Here is a 16,058-nt window from a genome sequence, read left to right as displayed (position 1 = left end):
GTCGCCAAGGATCATGCAAGCTTAAAACTACACCGTGTAGTGTAAAACACTGTTACATATTTTCCCTCGGACATCCTGCAACAGGATCACGTACGAAGTATGCACGGCTGGAGCCTCAACCTGCCCTCAGGAGTCAGCGAACCATGGCCTCGACGCATCAGAAAAAGGACTCTTCTTCACTGCCTGTCTTGTCCCGTCACGAAGGGCGATACCGCAATCACGCCACCATGAAGCCATCGAGTCTGCTGCGCACGCTCGGTATTTTCTGGGATCAGGCGTTCAACAAGCCCAAGGACACACGCCCGGCAGGCGACATTCCGGTACAGCCGCTGTCGCGTCAGCAATTGCTGGCTGCACCGAACAATACGGTGTACCGCCTGGGGCACTCGACCGTTCTGCTCAAACTGCGCGACCAGTTCTGGCTGACCGACCGAGCGTGCCTCGCCCGTGCAGTGGGCGGGCCCGCAGCGCTTTCATCAGCCGCCGATCAGCCTCGAAGAATTGCCACCGATCACAGCGGTGATCCTTTCGCACAACCATTACGACCACCTCGATCGCATGGCCATCAAGGCGCTGACCGAAAAGACCGAGCATTTTCTGGCACCGCTTGGCGTGGGCGATACGTTGATCGAGTGGGGCGTGCCTGCGCACAAGGTGCATCAACTGGACTGGTGGCAGTCCACCGAGGTGGCGGGAATCGAGTTCGTCGCCACACCCTCACAGCATTTCTCCGGGCGCACGCTGCTCGACAGCAACCGCACCTTGTGGGCGTCCTGGGTGATGATCGATGGCGATCAGCGGATCTTCTTCAGTGGCGACAGCGGTTACTTCGATGGCTTTAAAACCATCGGCGAGCAATACGGACCGTTTGACCTGACCCTGATGGAAACCGGCGCCTACAACGTCGAGTGGCCCGATGTGCACATGCAGCCCGAGCAGACGCTGCAGGCGCACCTGGACCTGCGCGGTCGCTGGTTGCTGCCGATCCACAATGGCACCTTCGACCTGTCGATGCATGCCTGGCACGAGCCGTTCGATCGCATTCTGGCTCTGGCCTGGGAGCAGAATGTCTCGATCACTACGCCGATGATGGGCCAGCCGTTCTATGTGCAGTACCCGTGTCGCGGTCTGACCTGGTGGTTGGCCGTGGATGAGGTGGTTGAGGTGGTTGAGTCTGAAGCTGAAGCCGCCCAGCCGGAGGCCGCAGAATCCTGTAGTTGCCGTCGCCAGAACGCCTGAAAACCATCTTTGGCAACGGTGAACTGATTTTTAAATAGCATGGCCCAGATTTTGATTTGTCACTCGAGCACGCGCCCGGCCTAATCGTGACCATCAATAGCGATGGTGACGGTATGCAGATGCGTGGTTCGGCGGTTCAGAATATGGGGTTGATGATCAGTGTCCTGTTGGTGGCGCTGAACCTGCGCCCGTCGATGGCTGCGGTCGGTCCATTGCTGGTGGCGATTCGGCTGGACGTTCCGCTCGGTTTCGGAACGGCGTCGTTGCTGACCATGCTGCCGGTCATGGCCATGGGACTGGCAATGTTTTTCGGCATGGGCATCGCTCGTTACCTGGGGTCGTATCGCAGCATCATGCTTTCACTGGCATTAATCGGTTTGGCAACCGTGGCGCGTCTGTTTCTCGATTCTGCTGCCGAACTGATCCTCAGCGCTGTGCTGGCGGGGCTGGGTATCGCCTTGATTCAGGCGCTGATGCCTGCGTTGATCAAATCGCGTTTCAAGGCCAACGTGTCCTTGTGCATGGGATTTTATGTGACCGCGATTATGGGTGGTGCCGCGCTGGCCGCCTCATTCAGCCCTCTGGTGATGAGTAGCAGCGGCAGTTGGCGCGTCGGCCTGGCGGTCTGGTCACTAATGGCTTTGCTGGCATTGTATTTCTGGTGGGCCCAGCGGCACGTATTGCGCTCCGACGCGTCAACCGCTGCAGGTCTGCGGCAGACTTTCTTCCACACGCCCAGGGCCTGGATGCTGGGAATTTTCTTCGGCCTTGGCACGGCGTCCTATACCTGCGTGTTGGCCTGGCTGGCGCCGTATTATCTGGAGAATGGCTGGAGTGAGCAGAGTGCAGGGCTGCTGCTGGGCTTTCTGACCCTGATGGAGGTCGTATCGGGTCTGCTGGCTCCGGCGCTGGCCAACCGCAGTCGCGATAAGCGCGTGGCGCTGGTTGTACTGCTGACGTTGATGACGACTGGCTTTGCCGGGCTGATTCTGATGCCGCAACAGCTGGGCCTGCTGTGGACATGCCTGCTGGGGTTGGGGATTGGCGGTCTTTTTCCGCTGAGCCTGATCGTGTCCATGGATCATTTCGATGATCCACAGCAGGCGGGTGGCCTGACGGCATTCGTGCAGGGCGTGGGTTATCTGATCGCCAGCCTGTCGCCGCTGCTTGCCGGCGTCATTCGTGACCTGACGGGCAGTTTTGAGGGGGCGTGGTGGGCACTGATGGCGTTGGTCGCGATCATGCTGTTGATGGTGGTGCGACTCGACCCCCGACGTTATGCTGATCATCTGCGCAACGCACTCGACGAACCTGTCATCACTGGCAGGGAGGCGGCATGATTGCATTTTGATGCTATCTTGTGCGCGTTGACCTGACCGCCCGGTCACAGCGCCAGCGAGATACCTTGATGCTTAACAGTAATGCCCTGAGAAAGCTGGACATGCAGGACCTGATGGTCTTTGTCTCGGTGTATGAGCAGCGCAACCTGACCCTGGTCGCGGAAGCGTTGCATGTCAGCCAGTCGACGGTCAGTTACTGCCTGAAAAAGCTGCGTGCGAACTTCGAGGACGATCTGTTCATCTGCACCCGCAACGGCATGCGTCCGACCCGCAAGGCGCTGGCCATGCACGACCATGTGCAGCAGATTCTCCGCTCGGTCAATCTGTGCCATAACGGCCTCGACCTGTTCGACCCGACTCGTGCACAGACCACCTTCACGGTCTGTGCCCCTGAGTATTTCGAGCTGCTGGTATTGCCGCATCTGCTGCGTGACTTCGCTGCCGCCGGTTGCTCGGTGACGGTCAATGTGCAAAAGCTTGAAAAGCAGTTGCCTGCCGAGCAATTGAACGATGGCCTGTTTGACCTTGCCCTGTGCTTCGGGCCTGGTTTTCACCGAGTCCCGGACAGCCTGATTTCGCAGGTGTTGATGGAGGATGATCTGGTGTGCGTCATGGACTCCAGGTTCGCGCCGCTCAGCGCCCTGATCGACCTGCAAACCTTTATCCAGCACCGCCATGTCTACCCGACGCCGTGGACGTCCGATACCAACATGGTGGATGGCTGGCTGCAGCGGCAGGGGCTTGAGCGCAATATCGTCGCACGGGCCAATAGCTACCGCGCAGCCTTGCAGTTGCTGGAAGGCACGGATTTCATGCTGGTGCTGCCACGCCGTATTCAAACGCTGCTGGGTAATGAACTGTGGATTTCCGTATTCGAACTGCCGCCTGACCTGCCTGGCTTCAGTCTGGACATGCTATGGAGCGCCCAGGCGGATCGAGACGAAGCCAGTGGCTGGCTGCGTGAACAAGTCGTGAAGGTGTGTGCCGAACGCGGCTTGCTCTGACGCGGTATCAGTTGCCGGACTTGTCTTTCTGCGGGTCGGGCGAGGTGGCGGGTCGGGCCTGTTCACCCTGCTGATTGAGCTGTTTGTTTTTCTCGCCCACTTTGCCGGCGTTTTCAGGCTTGTGATCGAGGTCTTCGCGTTTGGATTCATCAGCCATGACCGTATTCCTTATTGTCGGGGGGTGTGGTTATTGGTCAGTGTGGCGGGTGCAAGATTCGATTTAAATGACGCGCGGTCCGTTGCCCGATGCTGATAGCGTCGGACGCCGAACCGCGCAGATCGATCAGCTCAGCAGAGTGATCAGGTCTTTGGCGGCCTGCGCCGAGCTGGCCGGGTTCTGGCCGGTCACCAGTTTGCCGTCGGTCAGCACGTAGACGCCCCAGTCGTCGCCCTTGGAATAGTCACCGCCCAGTTGTTTGAGCGTGTCTTCGACCAGAAAAGGCACGACCTTGGTCAGGCCGACCGCTTCTTCTTCACTGTTGGTGAAGCCTGTGACGCGGCGGCCCTTGACCAGCGGCTGGCCGTCCGGCGCTTTTACGTGACGCAATACGCCAGGTGCATGACAGACCATCCCGTGTGGCTTGTCTGCCTTGGCAAAGGCCTCGATCAGCGCGATGGAGTGCTTGTCTTCAGCCAGGTCCCACAGCGGGCCGTGACCGCCCGGATAGAGCACGGCATCGAAATCGGCAGCATTGACGCCAGACAGAAGGCCGGTGTTAGCGAGGGCTTTCTGTGCATCAGCATCTTTGGAGAAGCGCTTGGTGTCTTCGGTCTGAGCGTCGGGCTCATCGCTTTTCGGGTCCAGCGGTGGTTGACCGCCTTTCGGAGAAACCAGCGTAATGTCGGCACCGGCCTCTTTGAACGCGTAATACGGCGCAACGAACTCTTCGAGCCAGAAACCGGTTTTCTTGCCGGTGTCGCCCAGTTGGTCATGGGATGTCAAAACCATCAGGATTTTCATGTGCGTGCTCGTCTTCGAGGGGTTGAGAGGGTGTAGACAGGCGAAAACCTCAAGTGTTGTGAGAATTTTTTCACCACCGGAACGAGCAGGGCCGGATATCGACGTAATGGCTTGCGTCGACATCCGGCCCTGTTTCACCGCTGCGTTGGAGAAACGTCAGATGATGATCATTGCTCTTTGGTCAGGTCCACTAACGGCTCTTTGCGCACTTCGGTCTCGCGACCGTCCTGAATGTGCTTGACCTGTCCAAGGGCTTTGTCGACCGCGCCTTTGTCAGCCAGCAGGCTGTAACTGATCTGGAACTGACGTTGCTCTTTCGGGGCAATGGTTGGTACCAGATTCAGTGGGCGCTGGAATCGGCGGTTATAGGAGAAGCTGGTCCCCGGTTCCAGCCCGGTGACGTAGCCCTGGCCTTTGGTGTCGGTGTTTTTCCACAGCGAGAACACCGGCAACTGCTTGGTATTGAAACCGACCGACACGCCCAGGCTGCCAGCCTTGTTGTGCAGCACGGTCAGCGTGTCACCCTTGGCATCACCGTAGGGCACGATGTTGTAGACCGTCTCGTCGTAATCCGGCGTCGGCGCGCGGTAGGTCTGCCAGTCGCCGAGATCACCCTTGGCTTTGTCGTTGAACGGCGAAACCTGCTTGACGGGCGCTTCGAAACGCGCCCCTTGCTCAAGGAACGGCGTGCTGAAGTTGCTGTGGTACAGCGCCTGGTATTCCTTCGGATAGTCGCCATTGTTGGTCAGTGTATCGTTGAGCGAAAAGCTTGTGCTGCCTGGCTCGGTGACCAGTTCGGTCTGCACCGAGAAGTCGACCTTCTTGAACGCCTGCTCCTTCAATTCGCCCTTGAGGCGGATTGCGTACGGCGGTTTTTCGTCGATCTGCAGTGTCACCTTGCTCGCCGGAATGTTGGCGGCACGGCCGTGCAGGGTCAGCAACTCGCCGTTGTCCATCCCCGGATGGCCCACCCACTCGTAGCCGCAGCGAGCCACCAACTCGTTGAAACCTTCCAGCCAGCCCAGGCCGCCGCGGCCATTGAGCTCGATGAAGGCCGGATTGACCACGTCCTTGACCGGCGAATCCCAGCCCATGCGCACATCGCCGACTGACGCCTGCAGCACATTCATGCCACGGGTCGGGACGACTGACAGCTTCATCGTGCCATTGTCGATATCGATGATGCTCACGCCCTCCTGACGACCGCCATGCAGCGTACGCATCGTGACAGTGAACGGCTTGTCGGTCTTGACGCCCAGTTGCTGACTGGTGATCTGCTGATTCTGCGCAGCCTTGTCGGTGTCGAGCAGCACGTAATCCCAGGCAAACACACTGGAAGCGGCTGTAAGAGCACCGAGGCCTACGAGCATAGGAAGGGATTTCATGGTGGTGGTCCTTCTGTAATTATTGGAATTATGGTGTTGCACATCGTCTGAGTAGCCATTTAACGCCGAGTTAAACGATTCAGCAATGGGCTTAGTCCAGGCAAAGCACTTTTCAACCACAATGGCACTGACGGCACAGAGTGTGAGGTTACTTTAGCCTCATCAAAATCACTCGCTGATGGTCGAAAAGGAGGCCTGAGTCGAAACCCCAGTCCACCTGAAATCGCAGAACCGCTGTGTGACGCAGAGCGTCACGAACTGCATTCCCACGCGCAGCGCTCAGCGTTATATACAAGTTCTAGAATGCCCGGAATAAAGGACTTACAGGCTTCTGCCCGAAGGGCGTGGAAGTGAGCCGGGTGACGCTTCGCTTGTTCGCGAAGACGGTGTTTCAGTCGATGTATTTTCGGCGATTATACAGCCCCCTTCGCGAACAAGTTCGCTCCCACGGCCTTCGGCCAGAATCAAAAGCAGACTTGTGTATAACGATGAGTACGGACGATGAGGAGCGAGAGGTGCCTCGGTCAAACATAACCAGGCAGTTAAAGCACCGCTCATTGAGAGTCAGGTGACTGCCCCCGGAACCTGATCGAGCCCAAGCTGCCCGGCTGCCGCCTCACCCAGCAACCGCTCGATCTGCGCATGCTCCCAGCCACTGAGCAAACTCACCGGATCAGTGCGCAGCCAGCTTTCGAACGAGCCTTCCCGACCCAGCGGACAGCGGCACGCCCGACAGCGGGTCGGGCTGCCCTCGGTGACTTCCAGCGTCAGTAGCCAGCCGTCGATGTCCACCTGTTGCAGCCCGAAGCCGGAGGGTGTGCCGGTAAACTTCAGCGACCGTGTACCCATCGCAGCATCCCGCAGTTGCTGATACACCTCACGAGTCGTCAAAGCTTTCACAGGCATCACCCAATTCCATTTTGCTGAGTAAAGCACGATTCCGAATCGTGCCGGTTAAAGCAGACATGCGGGGCAGATATATTAAAACGTCGACGGCGCACCAAACAGGCTTTCGATCTCGGGCCGGGTCTGGTTGATCGCACCCAATTGACGAATCAGCTCTGCCTGCCTGCTGCCACGCACACCAGCAGTGGTCATCAGCGCATCGCGTACGTAGGTGTAGACACCGCTGACACCGAACGGCGTGATGTAGCGAACATGCTTGCTGATGCCTTGAGTGATCGTCTTGAACTGCTCACTGGCATAGTAGGTCCGGCGCGTCCAGGCCGATTCGAACACCAACTCCATCATGACGATGTTCAGGCGCGACGCTTCGACCTCATGATTAACATCCGGCGCAGGCGGTGCAGGTTTGGCGTTATCGTAAGGTTGTGCGAGGTGCAGGCGCAGTTTCAGCACGGCATCGGAACCTGCCATGTCATGGGCCAGCTGCTCAATGGCTTTTCGCGCTGCAGGCAGGTCAGCGCTGGCGAGATGAAAGTGCAGATGCATCTTGTCCAGTGTGGCGGTTTCGTTGGGGATCGGGTCAGGCAGGCGATCCACCAGCGTGCTGGAGCCATCCGGTACGTCGTAGGCGATGGTTTCCTCGAACATGTTCTGCTCGTCGGAGAACAGCAGGGCGCTGGCATCCTTGAATTGTTTCTGCGCTTCGGCGGACAGAAAGCCGATCTCCACGCCACCATCCAGTACGTAGCCAGGCAAGGCCGTAACGCCTTCGATGACTGGCCACAGGTGGCCGTCCTTTTCCCGCGTCAGGTGATGCTGAACATACCAGCCCAGGCCTTCGAGCCTGGCGCACAGCGGGCCATGAACGTCGCGCCAGTAGGTCGCGAACAGCTCATGGGGAACGCCCGTCTTGCGCAGCACGGTGGTGTGGGAGTTGATGACGATGTTTTCATCGCGAGCGGCGTGGTTGCCGGAAAAGTGGCTGGCGGAAAATGCTGAGTTGGGCATGGAGGCTCTCTGTCATGAAGATATTCCTCTCAGGCGCCTCGCCGCCGAGGTAAGTTCAAGGAAACTTACCGACGGATGCACCCTTGTGCTGCGATGCAGGGCGAGACGAACAGGTAACCCCGGTAGGCGCCGGCCAGAGTGCGTATCGACACGACCGACCACATCAGCGCCAGCAGCGCCACGAGCCACGTGCCAAAGACATCGAAGAAGCCCAGATGCAGGGTGGCGCCGAGTTTGAGCGTCGCCACTGCGTACACGCCGAGTGGAAAGGTGAACGCCCACCAGCCCAGGTTGAAGCCGATACCCTGTTTCACGTAGCGCGCTGTAATCAGCACGGCCAGCGCCATCCACCACAGACCCAGCCCCCAGAACAGCATACCGACCAGCACACCGATGCCTGCTGCCACTGTACCGATGGATGCAAGGCCGTGGGCGGCGAAGACGGCCGGGGCGTCGCTGCCCATCACCAGCATGCCCAGTGCGCCCGTACCGATGGGACCGAGTGCCAGCCAGCTGGAGGCGGCCATGCTTTCGTGGGGCAGTTTATGCAGCGCCAGGCGCAACAGCAGAATCACCAGAATGCTCAACGCCACGGGCACCGAATAGGCCCACAGTACGTAGCTGGTGATCAGCACCGTGAACTGCGAGTCAGCACCCGCAAGATGCGTTGTCAGCGATCCCCCGCAGGCCGCTGCAACTTCTGCCGCGACCACCGGTAACAACCAGACAGCGGTCATCTTCTCGATGCTGTGCTCCTGACGGGTGAACATCATGAAAGGGATCAGCACCCCACACGCCAGGGCCATCGCCACGTCCAGCCACCACAAGGCCTCGGCAACCGGGACAATGGCGCTGCCCCAGCGCGCCGGCCCGAACACCAGCAGGCCGTTGATGATGGTCGCCAGGCCCATGGGGATGGTGCCGAAGAACATCGATACGGTGGAGTGCCCGAAGACCTGACGCGCTTCATCGAAAAACAGCAACCAGCGGCTGGCGTACATCACGCTGAACAGCGTGAACAGGGCGATGTTCAGGAACCACAACGCTTCGCCCAGTGCGCGCAGCGGAGCAGGGCTACCCGGCAGTTGAGCCAGCGCCAGCGACAGAATACCGGTGCCCATGGTCACGGCGAACCAGTTGGGGGTGAATTGCCGAATCGCCTCCCGCGGACTGGTCAGTGCTGCGAAGGGGGCGTTGCCCTTGATGAGGATTGCGAGTCTGCTCATGGCAGTCTCCTGCTGGTGATTTCGGGACGTGCCATCAGTCTACGGATCGACAGTCAATCTTCTAAATGGGTAATCTCTCTCATCGTTACCTGTTTTTCAGGTAGGTCTACCCGGCGAGAAAAACGGCCTTGAGAATCAACCTGCGGCAATTACAGATTTTTTGCGCGATCACCCGCTGTGGCAGCACCACCAGCGCAGGTAGCGCTCTGGCGCTGTCCCAGTCAGCCACCAGCGCGGCATTGAACGAGCTGGAAAGCGCGCTGGGTACGCGTTTGTTCGACCGGGTAGGCAAGCGTCTGCTGCTCAATGACAGCGGGCAGGCACTGCTGCCCCGTGCCATGAAGATGCTGGAAAACGCCCAGCAGATCGAGGACAGCTTTCTGTTGCCCGACGCGGCGTTGAATGCTCGCCTGCGCATTGGCAGTAGCAGCACCATCGGCAATTACGTTGTGCCGCAGATCGTCGGGGCACTGCGCGGCTCGACGCCTCAGTTGCGAATCGATGTGGACATCGGCAACAGCGCGCTGATTGCTCGCAAGGTCGCGCAGTTTGAAATCGACATGGGTCTCATCGAGGCTCCCTGTCATCTGCCTGAGCTGATCGCCGAGCCATGGCTGGTCGATGAAATGCTCATCGTCGCCGGCTGCGTCCATCCGCTGGCCGGGCAAGAACACGTGTCGCTGGGCGAACTGCAGAGCGCGGAGTGGTTGCTGCGTGAGCAGGGTTCGGGAACGCGCGAAGAGGTCGAACACTTGCTGCTCAGGCATTTGCATGACCTGCAGGACATGCGTCAGGTAGGCAGCTCGGAAGCGATCATGCGCACCCTCGCGCAAGGCATTGGCATCAGTTGCCTGTCCCGCCGTGTGGTCGCCGACCTGCTGGCCAGCGGGCAGTTGCGCACGCTCGCCAGCCCGCTGCCGCCGCTCAATCGCCGGTTCTTCATGATCAGGCACCGCGACAAGTTCATCTCGCCGAGCCTGGAGCGCTTCAGGGAAGCCTGCCGTCAGGCCGCCGATCAGGCTGACACGTTACGCCACGGCTTGAGCCACAACGCCAACCCGACCAGCAGTAGCGCGCCATAAACACAGCTCAGGCCCAGTTGCAGCCAGGTGTCGTGCAACGGATGCAGCAACAGGGCGGCGATAGCCATCAGCAGGCTGGCCAGCAACCAGTGGCTGCGCCACGGCAAGACATTCAGCAAAGACTGGCGGCGCATCAGCAGCACGCCGGTGACCAGCGCGCCGCCCAGCGCGGCAAGGGCAATGCCGGTCAGGCCGAAAGCGAAGGGCAGTGCGCCGAGCAGCAGCGCATTGCACAGACTGCCGACTAGTTCGCAATTGAGCGGCAGGCGTGTGTCACCGGCGGCGTAGGCATAGCGCGCCAGCAAGGCATTCCAGGCACCGAACATCAGCGGCACGGCAAACCAGGCCAGCAATTCCGGTAGCGGCCCGCCCTGGGTCTGATTGGGCAGCAACAGTGTTACCAGCGCCCCGGCCGCGCCGATCAGCCCGGCCACCGCCGGCAGAGTCAGCAATGTCGCGCTGCCCAGCCCGCGTTTCAGCAGCGACAGGCGCTGATCGCCGGCACTGCCGCTCATCAGGCCGAGTAACACCTGATTCAGGCTCATCAAGGCAATCAGCGGCAGGTTGATCAATTTGCGCGCCAGGTTGACCCAGGTCACCGCGCCTTCGCCGAGCAGCGAAGCCACCATGCGCTCCAGCAGGGCAAGCCCCTGGCTGGCCAGGTTGCTGCTCAGCAGCGGACCGATGCGCTGCAACAGCTCACGCATTGCGCCGGCTTCTGATTGCCACTGCCAAGGCCGCCAGCCCGAGCGATACAGGGCTGGCAACAACACACCCGGCATCAGCACGCTACCCAGCACGCACGCGCCGGCCAGCCCGGTCGACGTCGAGGCATGGCTTAACGTGGCGAGGTAGATGACCGGCGGCAGGTTGAACAGCAGCGAGCCGAGCCCGGCGAGCACGAAGCGCGAGCGAGCCTGCAGCGGTACGCAAAACAGCGCATGCAGCATGAAACCCGGTGCGCACCAAGCCAGCCAGCGCAGGCCGCTGGCAGCCTGCGCGTAGCCGTCGGCGTCCAGCCCCGGACCGATCAGGCGCACCAGCCCCCCGGCGCTCAACAGCAGAATGACACTCACTGCCAGCCCGGTCAGTAACAGACGCGGTGCCATGCCTCCCAGCCAGCGCTGTTGCCGTTCAACGCTGCGCTGCTGATAAAGGGGCAGGGCAGCGGCGCTGAGCAGGCCCGCCGCCAGTGACATGCGCAGCGCCTCGGGCAGGAACATCGAAACCAGAAACGCGTCGCTCTGGCCTCCGGCACCCCAGGCCGCCACCAATAGCCATTCGCGGGCAAATCCGGCAGCCAGCCCGGTAAGGGTGGCCAGTGTCAGCCAAAGTGTCGAACCCAGCATCGCCTGCGCTTCTGATCAGTGAAACAAGGTGAACAGGCCTTTGCCGCCCACCTTGTAGTTGAGGCCGCGAGCGCGCTCGCCCTTGATTTCCGCGTTCGGGCCACTGACGATGGCGTAGGGCGGAACCGGTTTGGAGACCACGCTGTTACCGCCCACCACTGCACCTTCGCCGATGTCGGCACCGAACGAAAGCAGCGCGCGGCTGCAGACCCAGGCGTAGTCGCCGATGAACACCGGCCCGCCTACTGCCCAGAATTCAGGCTCATTGAGATCGTGCCCGCCAGCGATGATCAGCACATGTGAAGCGATGGTGACGTGATCGCCGATCACCAGGCCGCCGCGTGCGTCCAGCTGGCAGTGCCAGCCCACCGTGCTGTCATTGCCGATGCGCAGGCTGTCGACGCCCAGCACCTCGGTATTGCGCCAGACCGTCGAGCCCTTGCCGATCTTTGCGCCGCCGATGCGCAGCCACAGCAGGCGCAGGGTGTGGCTGGGGATCTTGCAGATCAGGATGTTGTACGCCTGCTCCCAGGTCCGCAACATGCGGTCGCGCAGGGTCGGCCAATTGATCCCGTACAGTGGAATAAGGGGGCCTTTGGTTTCGATGGCCAGCAGCTTGTAGAAGCGTCGCGCCAGCGGGTGTTCGATTCTTGGCTCGATATTGAGGTAGCAGATGAACGACAGGGTACGATCCTTGATCCGCGTTTCAAAGCACACTTCGTTGTCCAGCATCCACTGGTAGGCGGCTTCCAGCTCGTCGAGCGGCACCGCCATCTTGCGCGCGTAATCGGGCAGTGCCTCCCTGAGATTATGAGAATGCATCATGCGGTGTTTCATGAGGAGGCTCCCGGCTCGTGTGAGGCTTCAAGATGTCTGGGTGTTGTGTAGGCGCTGGCGCGCAGGCGTCTGGTTTCGTACAGGCTGATGCCGACAAATAGCCAGAAAAATGCGACCAGCACACTGGTGAAACTGAAGTAATGGTCGAACAGGCCGCTGAACAGCGCTGCCAGCACACCGGTGGTGCAGCCCAGCGCAATGCCGTTGTCGCGAGTCAGCACGATCCGGCCGCTTCCGGGGCGCACTTCCTTCCACCAACTGACGGTGATGGCGATGAACAGCAGCATGCCGGGTATGCCGATCTTGTAGATGTAGTTCAGCCACAGGTTGGAAATGCCAAACTCTGTGTAGCCCAGTACCGGCGGGTCGGTCTTGAAACCGATGCCGAACGGGAAGGTGGCAACTGCATCGGGGAAATGGCTGTATTCCAGAAAGCGAATCGCGGTACTGGCGTCGTCATCGCTGAACAGCCCCATCAGGCGGTCTTGCAGAGGCGGGTAGAACATAAGCAGAACAATGCCGGCCACCAATCCACCCATCAGCAGCCGCCCCAAGTGCGGGATGCGTCGCCGGGCCATCAGCAGCATCATCGCGATCAGGCTCAATAGCGCACCGCGTGATCCGGTCAGCAACAGGCCGACCGCGCCCAGTGCGGCCACCGTCAGGCCCAGCTTGCGAGCCGCGCCGCTGCGCGTCATGCCGAAGCAGAAGGCTAGCGGCAGCAGCATCGCCAGCGCACCCCCGGCCACGTTGGGGTGCATCCACGGTGAGCCCATGCGGCTGGCGAGCGAAAGCAGGCTCTGGCTCAGGATGTCGGCACCGCTGTAGCCCAGGCTGCCGAGGATCGGAATAATTGCAGTGGCCGAGCCTTTGGTGACATAGACTCCGATCGAGAGCAGCAGCAATAACAGCGTCCCGCCCAGCAGCGCGATGACTGCATTTTCCAGCGTCTTGAGGTCGGTCAGCAGGCGTGGCACCAGAAACAGGATCGACAGGTTGAACAACCAGCGTATCCAGTTGATCGGTCCGTTGCCCTCGGCGACAACCGTCAACTGCCCGACCAGAAAAGGAAACGCGCTGAACAGCATCAATGCCACCAGCAGCCGTTCGGGTCGCAGCATATGGGGCACACGCTGGCGCTCCTGGAAGACTGCATGCAGCAGGTAGCTGGCCCAGGTCAGCATGATCAGCGCTTCGGACACCGTGGTGCGAATGCCGATTTGAACCGTCGAGTAGGGCAGGAAAGTTCCGATCAGGCAGAACAGCAGCAGCCCGCGTACCGGCCGACGCATGATCGTGGCAACCGCCACGATACCGATTGCTGCCGCCACCACGAAGGGCGCGGGCAACATCCAGATCATCACGCCGAACAGCAGGCTGAACAGCAGCCCCAGGGGTAAGGCCATTGGCATCAGCGCAATTCCTCCAGCGCCGCGTGCACGCGTTCGCTAAAGGCTTCCAACTGGTAGCGCTGCGTCCAGTCTTTGGCAATCGCCGGATCCTCTTCGGGCGCCTGAGAAAGTGAGCCCATCAACCTGATCAGATTACCGCTGTCGACTGGCGAAAAGCGCGGGCTGTCGGGCGGGGCGACTTCGTCCAGCGACGAGCCAGTGGCCACCGCAACCGGTGTGCCGGTGTTCAGTGCTTCAATCACCGGCAGCCCGAAACCTTCGCTTTTGGAGGGTTGCCAGAGCCGTTCGGCATTTTTGTAGACGGCGTGCAGTTCGGCGTCGCTCAGGCCGCTGAGCACATGCAGACCCGGTAACTGGCGCTGGGCCTCGGTCAGCGGATCATCGCCACCGACCAGTACCAGCTCCGGGGTATCGACGAATTGCATGCGCGCGGTCTGCCAGGCATCCACGAACCATTTGATGTTCTTGCGCGGTTCGCGCGTGCCCACGCACAGCCAGTAACGCAGCGGCAGGCGCAGTTGCGCGATGTCGGCCGGCTCACCCTTGAACGCCTCCACCAGCAGCGGTATGACGCGCAGCTTGGCCTTGATCCTGGGGAACATCCGAGCAGCTTCATTTGCCGTGAATTGCGAAGGCACCCAGATCTGGTCGGCAACCTTCAGCGACCAGGCAATCGACAGGTAGTCGGTCATCCGGTAGAGCCTGGCTTTCAGTTGCGAGCCGTGACTGTTGTGCTGCGTGAGCTGAAACAGATCGTGCAATTGCAGCACGTAGCGCATACCGGCCGGTTTGCGCCCAAGCGGCAGGCCCATGTTGATATTGGCCACGTAGATCTGAATACCGGCATCGCGCAGGGCTGCAGGCAGGAACTGGCCTTCGAAGCGCAAGCGATCGGGCAGCCGATGCACCGAATTCAATGGGGCGGCCCAGCGCGGGGCATGCATCAGGCGGCGTACCGGATGATCGTAGGGGGCCACGCCGAACAGCTGCAATTGCACGTCCGGATGTTCACGAAACGCCTGTTCCAGTGCCAGGTTCTGGCGTCCGATGCCGCTGGTGGGGTAGCCGGCTGCGGCGCGGTAGTCGAGTCCTATACGCATGAGCGCAATCCTTGCTTGGAGAACGAAAAACGGGTGTAAATCACTTCCAGCTGAGCGGCCGAAACGGACCAGTCATGCCGGGCGCGAACATAAACGCGGCCGGCTTCGCCAATCTGCTCGAGCTGCAGTGGTTTGTCGGTGTATTCAGCGATCAGTGCCGCCAGCCCGGAGGCATCCTCACTGCCCAGGTAATGTTCGCCATGCCGCACCACCAGCCCGGAAACCCCCTGCGCGGTGGTCACTACCGGCAGGCCAGCGGCCATGGCTTCCAGGGTCTTGAGCTTTGAGCCGCCACCCTGGCGCAGCGGCGCGAAGAACATCGAGGCAGTGGCCTGCAAGGCACGCAGGTCAGGCACAAAACCCAGCCAGTCAATGCGCGGGTCAGGCCAGCGCTCGCGCCAGGCCGGGGGCATACCGAAGCCGCCGATGGCAAAACGCACATGAGGTGCCAGGGCCCATACCTTTGGCATGATTTCGTCCAGCGCCCATTCGATGGCGTCGACATTCGGGCCGTATTCATAGTTGCCGATGAACAGCAGGCGATGGCTTTGGCGGTCCGCATGGACGCTGGCGTAATAATCGCAGTCGACACTGTTTACGACATAGGACGTGGCCCTGCCGCTCAGACGCGAAAGCGCCTTGGCATCGTCCTCGGTGACCGCGATCAACTCGCCGGTCTGGCGAAACACGCGGGTTTCCCAGCGCCGGTAGCGCCAGCGGTCATAGACCGCGAAGGCATTGGCCCAGCGAGGCAGACGGTCGTAGCTGGCGGCACCGAGGTCCGATTCGACATTGTGCTCGGTCAGCACGAAGGGCTTGCCGGAGCGCTTGAGCGCGCGCTCGAAGGGCTGAAAGGCATAAGTGTGCTGCAACTGGATAATGTCCCAGTCCTCCTCCAGCAACTGTTCGAAGACCTTTTCCAGTTGCGGCGCGTAGCCGTTCACGCTGGCCAGCATCGGTGGCGCGGCAAACGCCACGGCCAGCAGGGTACGCAGGCTGAGCAGAGGGCGGCGATCAATCACGATCAGGCGTTCCAGCCACGGCTCCAGTGCCGCACGAGCGTCGTCGTCCAGCGGGTTCTTGGACTGCACCAGCAGCGTGATGCGATGGCCACGCGCTGCCAGGTTGCGCAGCAAATGGTATTCCCGGGTCTTGCCGCCACTGGTGGTGGGCCAGGGCAGGTAGGGGAGCGTCCACAGGATTCGCATG

At 60.8% G+C, this 16,058-nt stretch carries 13 protein-coding genes and 2 pseudogenes; 4 read left to right on the top strand and 11 right to left on the bottom strand.

Annotated features, from left to right (window positions below; translation table 11 throughout):
- Positions 1–143: 143 nt before the first annotated feature.
- From V476_RS01685 to V476_RS01675, 3 genes and pseudogenes are all read left to right on the top strand, one after another.
- Positions 144–1,239: pseudogene (locus V476_RS01685) on the top strand (MBL fold metallo-hydrolase).
- A 113-nt stretch (positions 1,240–1,352) separates the two neighbouring features.
- Positions 1,353–2,579, top strand: a complete 1,227-nt coding sequence (locus V476_RS01680) for a cyanate transporter (protein ID WP_024960537.1) — start codon at positions 1,353–1,355, stop codon at positions 2,577–2,579.
- 68 nt (positions 2,580–2,647) lie between these two features.
- Positions 2,648–3,583, top strand: a complete 936-nt coding sequence (locus V476_RS01675) for a LysR family transcriptional regulator (protein WP_016568518.1) — start codon at positions 2,648–2,650, stop codon at positions 3,581–3,583.
- A 7-nt stretch (positions 3,584–3,590) separates the two neighbouring features.
- Here V476_RS01675 and V476_RS28535 read toward each other — a convergent pair whose 3' ends face one another.
- From V476_RS28535 to V476_RS01645, 6 genes and pseudogenes are all read right to left on the bottom strand, one after another.
- On the bottom strand, positions 3,591–3,740 hold the full coding sequence (locus tag V476_RS28535) for a hypothetical protein (protein ID WP_002554136.1): 150 nt from the start codon (positions 3,738–3,740) through the stop codon (positions 3,591–3,593).
- 126 nt (positions 3,741–3,866) lie between these two features.
- Complete coding sequence (locus V476_RS01665; RefSeq protein WP_024960536.1) at positions 3,867–4,544, bottom strand: type 1 glutamine amidotransferase domain-containing protein; 678 nt, start codon at positions 4,542–4,544, stop codon at positions 3,867–3,869.
- A gap of 167 nt (positions 4,545–4,711) precedes the next feature.
- Positions 4,712–5,929, bottom strand: a complete 1,218-nt coding sequence (locus V476_RS01660; RefSeq protein WP_024960535.1) for an aldose 1-epimerase family protein — start codon at positions 5,927–5,929, stop codon at positions 4,712–4,714.
- Positions 5,930–6,483: 554 nt separating this feature from the next.
- A pseudogene (locus V476_RS01655) lies at positions 6,484–6,829 on the bottom strand (DUF7693 family protein).
- Positions 6,830–6,910: 81 nt separating this feature from the next.
- A complete protein-coding gene (locus tag V476_RS01650; protein WP_024960534.1) occupies positions 6,911–7,843 on the bottom strand; it encodes a hypothetical protein in 933 nt (310 codons plus the stop codon).
- 65 nt (positions 7,844–7,908) lie between these two features.
- Entirely contained in the window at positions 7,909–9,069 is a 1,161-nt protein-coding gene (locus V476_RS01645; RefSeq protein WP_024960533.1) for a TDT family transporter, read from the bottom strand.
- Between the two features lie 128 nt (positions 9,070–9,197).
- Here V476_RS01645 and V476_RS01640 point away from each other — a divergent pair, with 128 nt between their 5' ends.
- Positions 9,198–10,151, top strand: coding sequence for a LysR family transcriptional regulator (locus V476_RS01640; protein WP_024664520.1), 954 nt, complete (start codon positions 9,198–9,200; stop codon positions 10,149–10,151).
- Here the strand turns inward: V476_RS01640 and V476_RS01635 are convergent.
- Genes V476_RS01635 through V476_RS01615 form a run of 5 tightly spaced genes read right to left on the bottom strand, consistent with a single transcriptional unit; the run spans position 10,085 to position 16,057 of the window.
- Positions 10,085–11,500 carry a lipid II flippase MurJ gene (locus tag V476_RS01635; RefSeq protein WP_024960532.1) on the bottom strand — a complete coding sequence of 472 codons (1,416 nt, stop codon included), beginning with the start codon at positions 11,498–11,500 and terminating at the stop codon, positions 10,085–10,087. The two genes, V476_RS01640 and V476_RS01635, sit on opposite strands and share 67 nt — an antisense overlap.
- 15 nt (positions 11,501–11,515) lie before the next feature.
- Positions 11,516–12,337: an acyltransferase gene (locus V476_RS01630; protein WP_024960531.1), complete on the bottom strand. Its 822-nt coding sequence runs from the start codon at positions 12,335–12,337 to the stop codon at positions 11,516–11,518.
- Positions 12,334–13,749 (bottom strand): O-antigen ligase family protein, encoded by a 1,416-nt coding sequence (locus V476_RS01625; RefSeq protein ID WP_003427162.1) that lies wholly within the window; start codon positions 13,747–13,749, stop codon positions 12,334–12,336. The genes V476_RS01630 and V476_RS01625 overlap by 4 nt, the downstream gene beginning before the upstream one ends.
- A complete protein-coding gene (locus V476_RS01620) occupies positions 13,749–14,849 on the bottom strand; it encodes a glycosyltransferase family 4 protein (RefSeq protein ID WP_024664516.1) in 1,101 nt (366 codons plus the stop codon). Before V476_RS01620 ends, V476_RS01625 begins: the two co-directional genes overlap by 1 nt.
- Positions 14,840–16,057, bottom strand: coding sequence for a glycosyltransferase family 4 protein (locus tag V476_RS01615; RefSeq protein WP_024960530.1), 1,218 nt, complete (start codon positions 16,055–16,057; stop codon positions 14,840–14,842). Before V476_RS01615 ends, V476_RS01620 begins: the two co-directional genes overlap by 10 nt.
- Position 16,058 lies beyond the last annotated feature (1 nt).

This window comes from Pseudomonas syringae KCTC 12500 (assembly GCF_000507185.2).
Taxonomy (GTDB): Bacteria; Pseudomonadota; Gammaproteobacteria; order Pseudomonadales; family Pseudomonadaceae; genus Aquipseudomonas; species Aquipseudomonas syringae.
This window is presented reverse-complemented; position numbering and strand designations above follow the sequence as displayed.

Excerpts from the sequence above, each read along its gene's own strand:
- V476_RS01680 (WP_024960537.1), top strand. The coding sequence starts at position 1,353 with ATGCAGATGCGTGGTTCGGCGGTTCAGAATATGGGGTTGATGATCAGT.
- V476_RS01675 (WP_016568518.1), top strand. The coding sequence starts at position 2,648 with ATGCTTAACAGTAATGCCCTGAGAAAGCTGGACATGCAGGACCTGATG.
- V476_RS28535 (WP_002554136.1), bottom strand. The coding sequence starts at position 3,740 with ATGGCTGATGAATCCAAACGCGAAGACCTCGATCACAAGCCTGAAAAC.
- V476_RS01665 (WP_024960536.1), bottom strand. The coding sequence starts at position 4,544 with ATGAAAATCCTGATGGTTTTGACATCCCATGACCAACTGGGCGACACC.
- V476_RS01660 (WP_024960535.1), bottom strand. The coding sequence starts at position 5,929 with ATGAAATCCCTTCCTATGCTCGTAGGCCTCGGTGCTCTTACAGCCGCT.
- V476_RS01650 (WP_024960534.1), bottom strand. The coding sequence starts at position 7,843 with ATGCCCAACTCAGCATTTTCCGCCAGCCACTTTTCCGGCAACCACGCC.
- V476_RS01645 (WP_024960533.1), bottom strand. The coding sequence starts at position 9,069 with ATGAGCAGACTCGCAATCCTCATCAAGGGCAACGCCCCCTTCGCAGCA.
- V476_RS01635 (WP_024960532.1), bottom strand. The coding sequence starts at position 11,500 with ATGCTGGGTTCGACACTTTGGCTGACACTGGCCACCCTTACCGGGCTG.
- V476_RS01630 (WP_024960531.1), bottom strand. The coding sequence starts at position 12,337 with ATGAAACACCGCATGATGCATTCTCATAATCTCAGGGAGGCACTGCCC.
- V476_RS01625 (WP_003427162.1), bottom strand. The coding sequence starts at position 13,749 with ATGCCAATGGCCTTACCCCTGGGGCTGCTGTTCAGCCTGCTGTTCGGC.
- V476_RS01620 (WP_024664516.1), bottom strand. The coding sequence starts at position 14,849 with ATGCGTATAGGACTCGACTACCGCGCCGCAGCCGGCTACCCCACCAGC.
- V476_RS01615 (WP_024960530.1), bottom strand. The coding sequence starts at position 16,057 with ATGCGAATCCTGTGGACGCTCCCCTACCTGCCCTGGCCCACCACCAGT.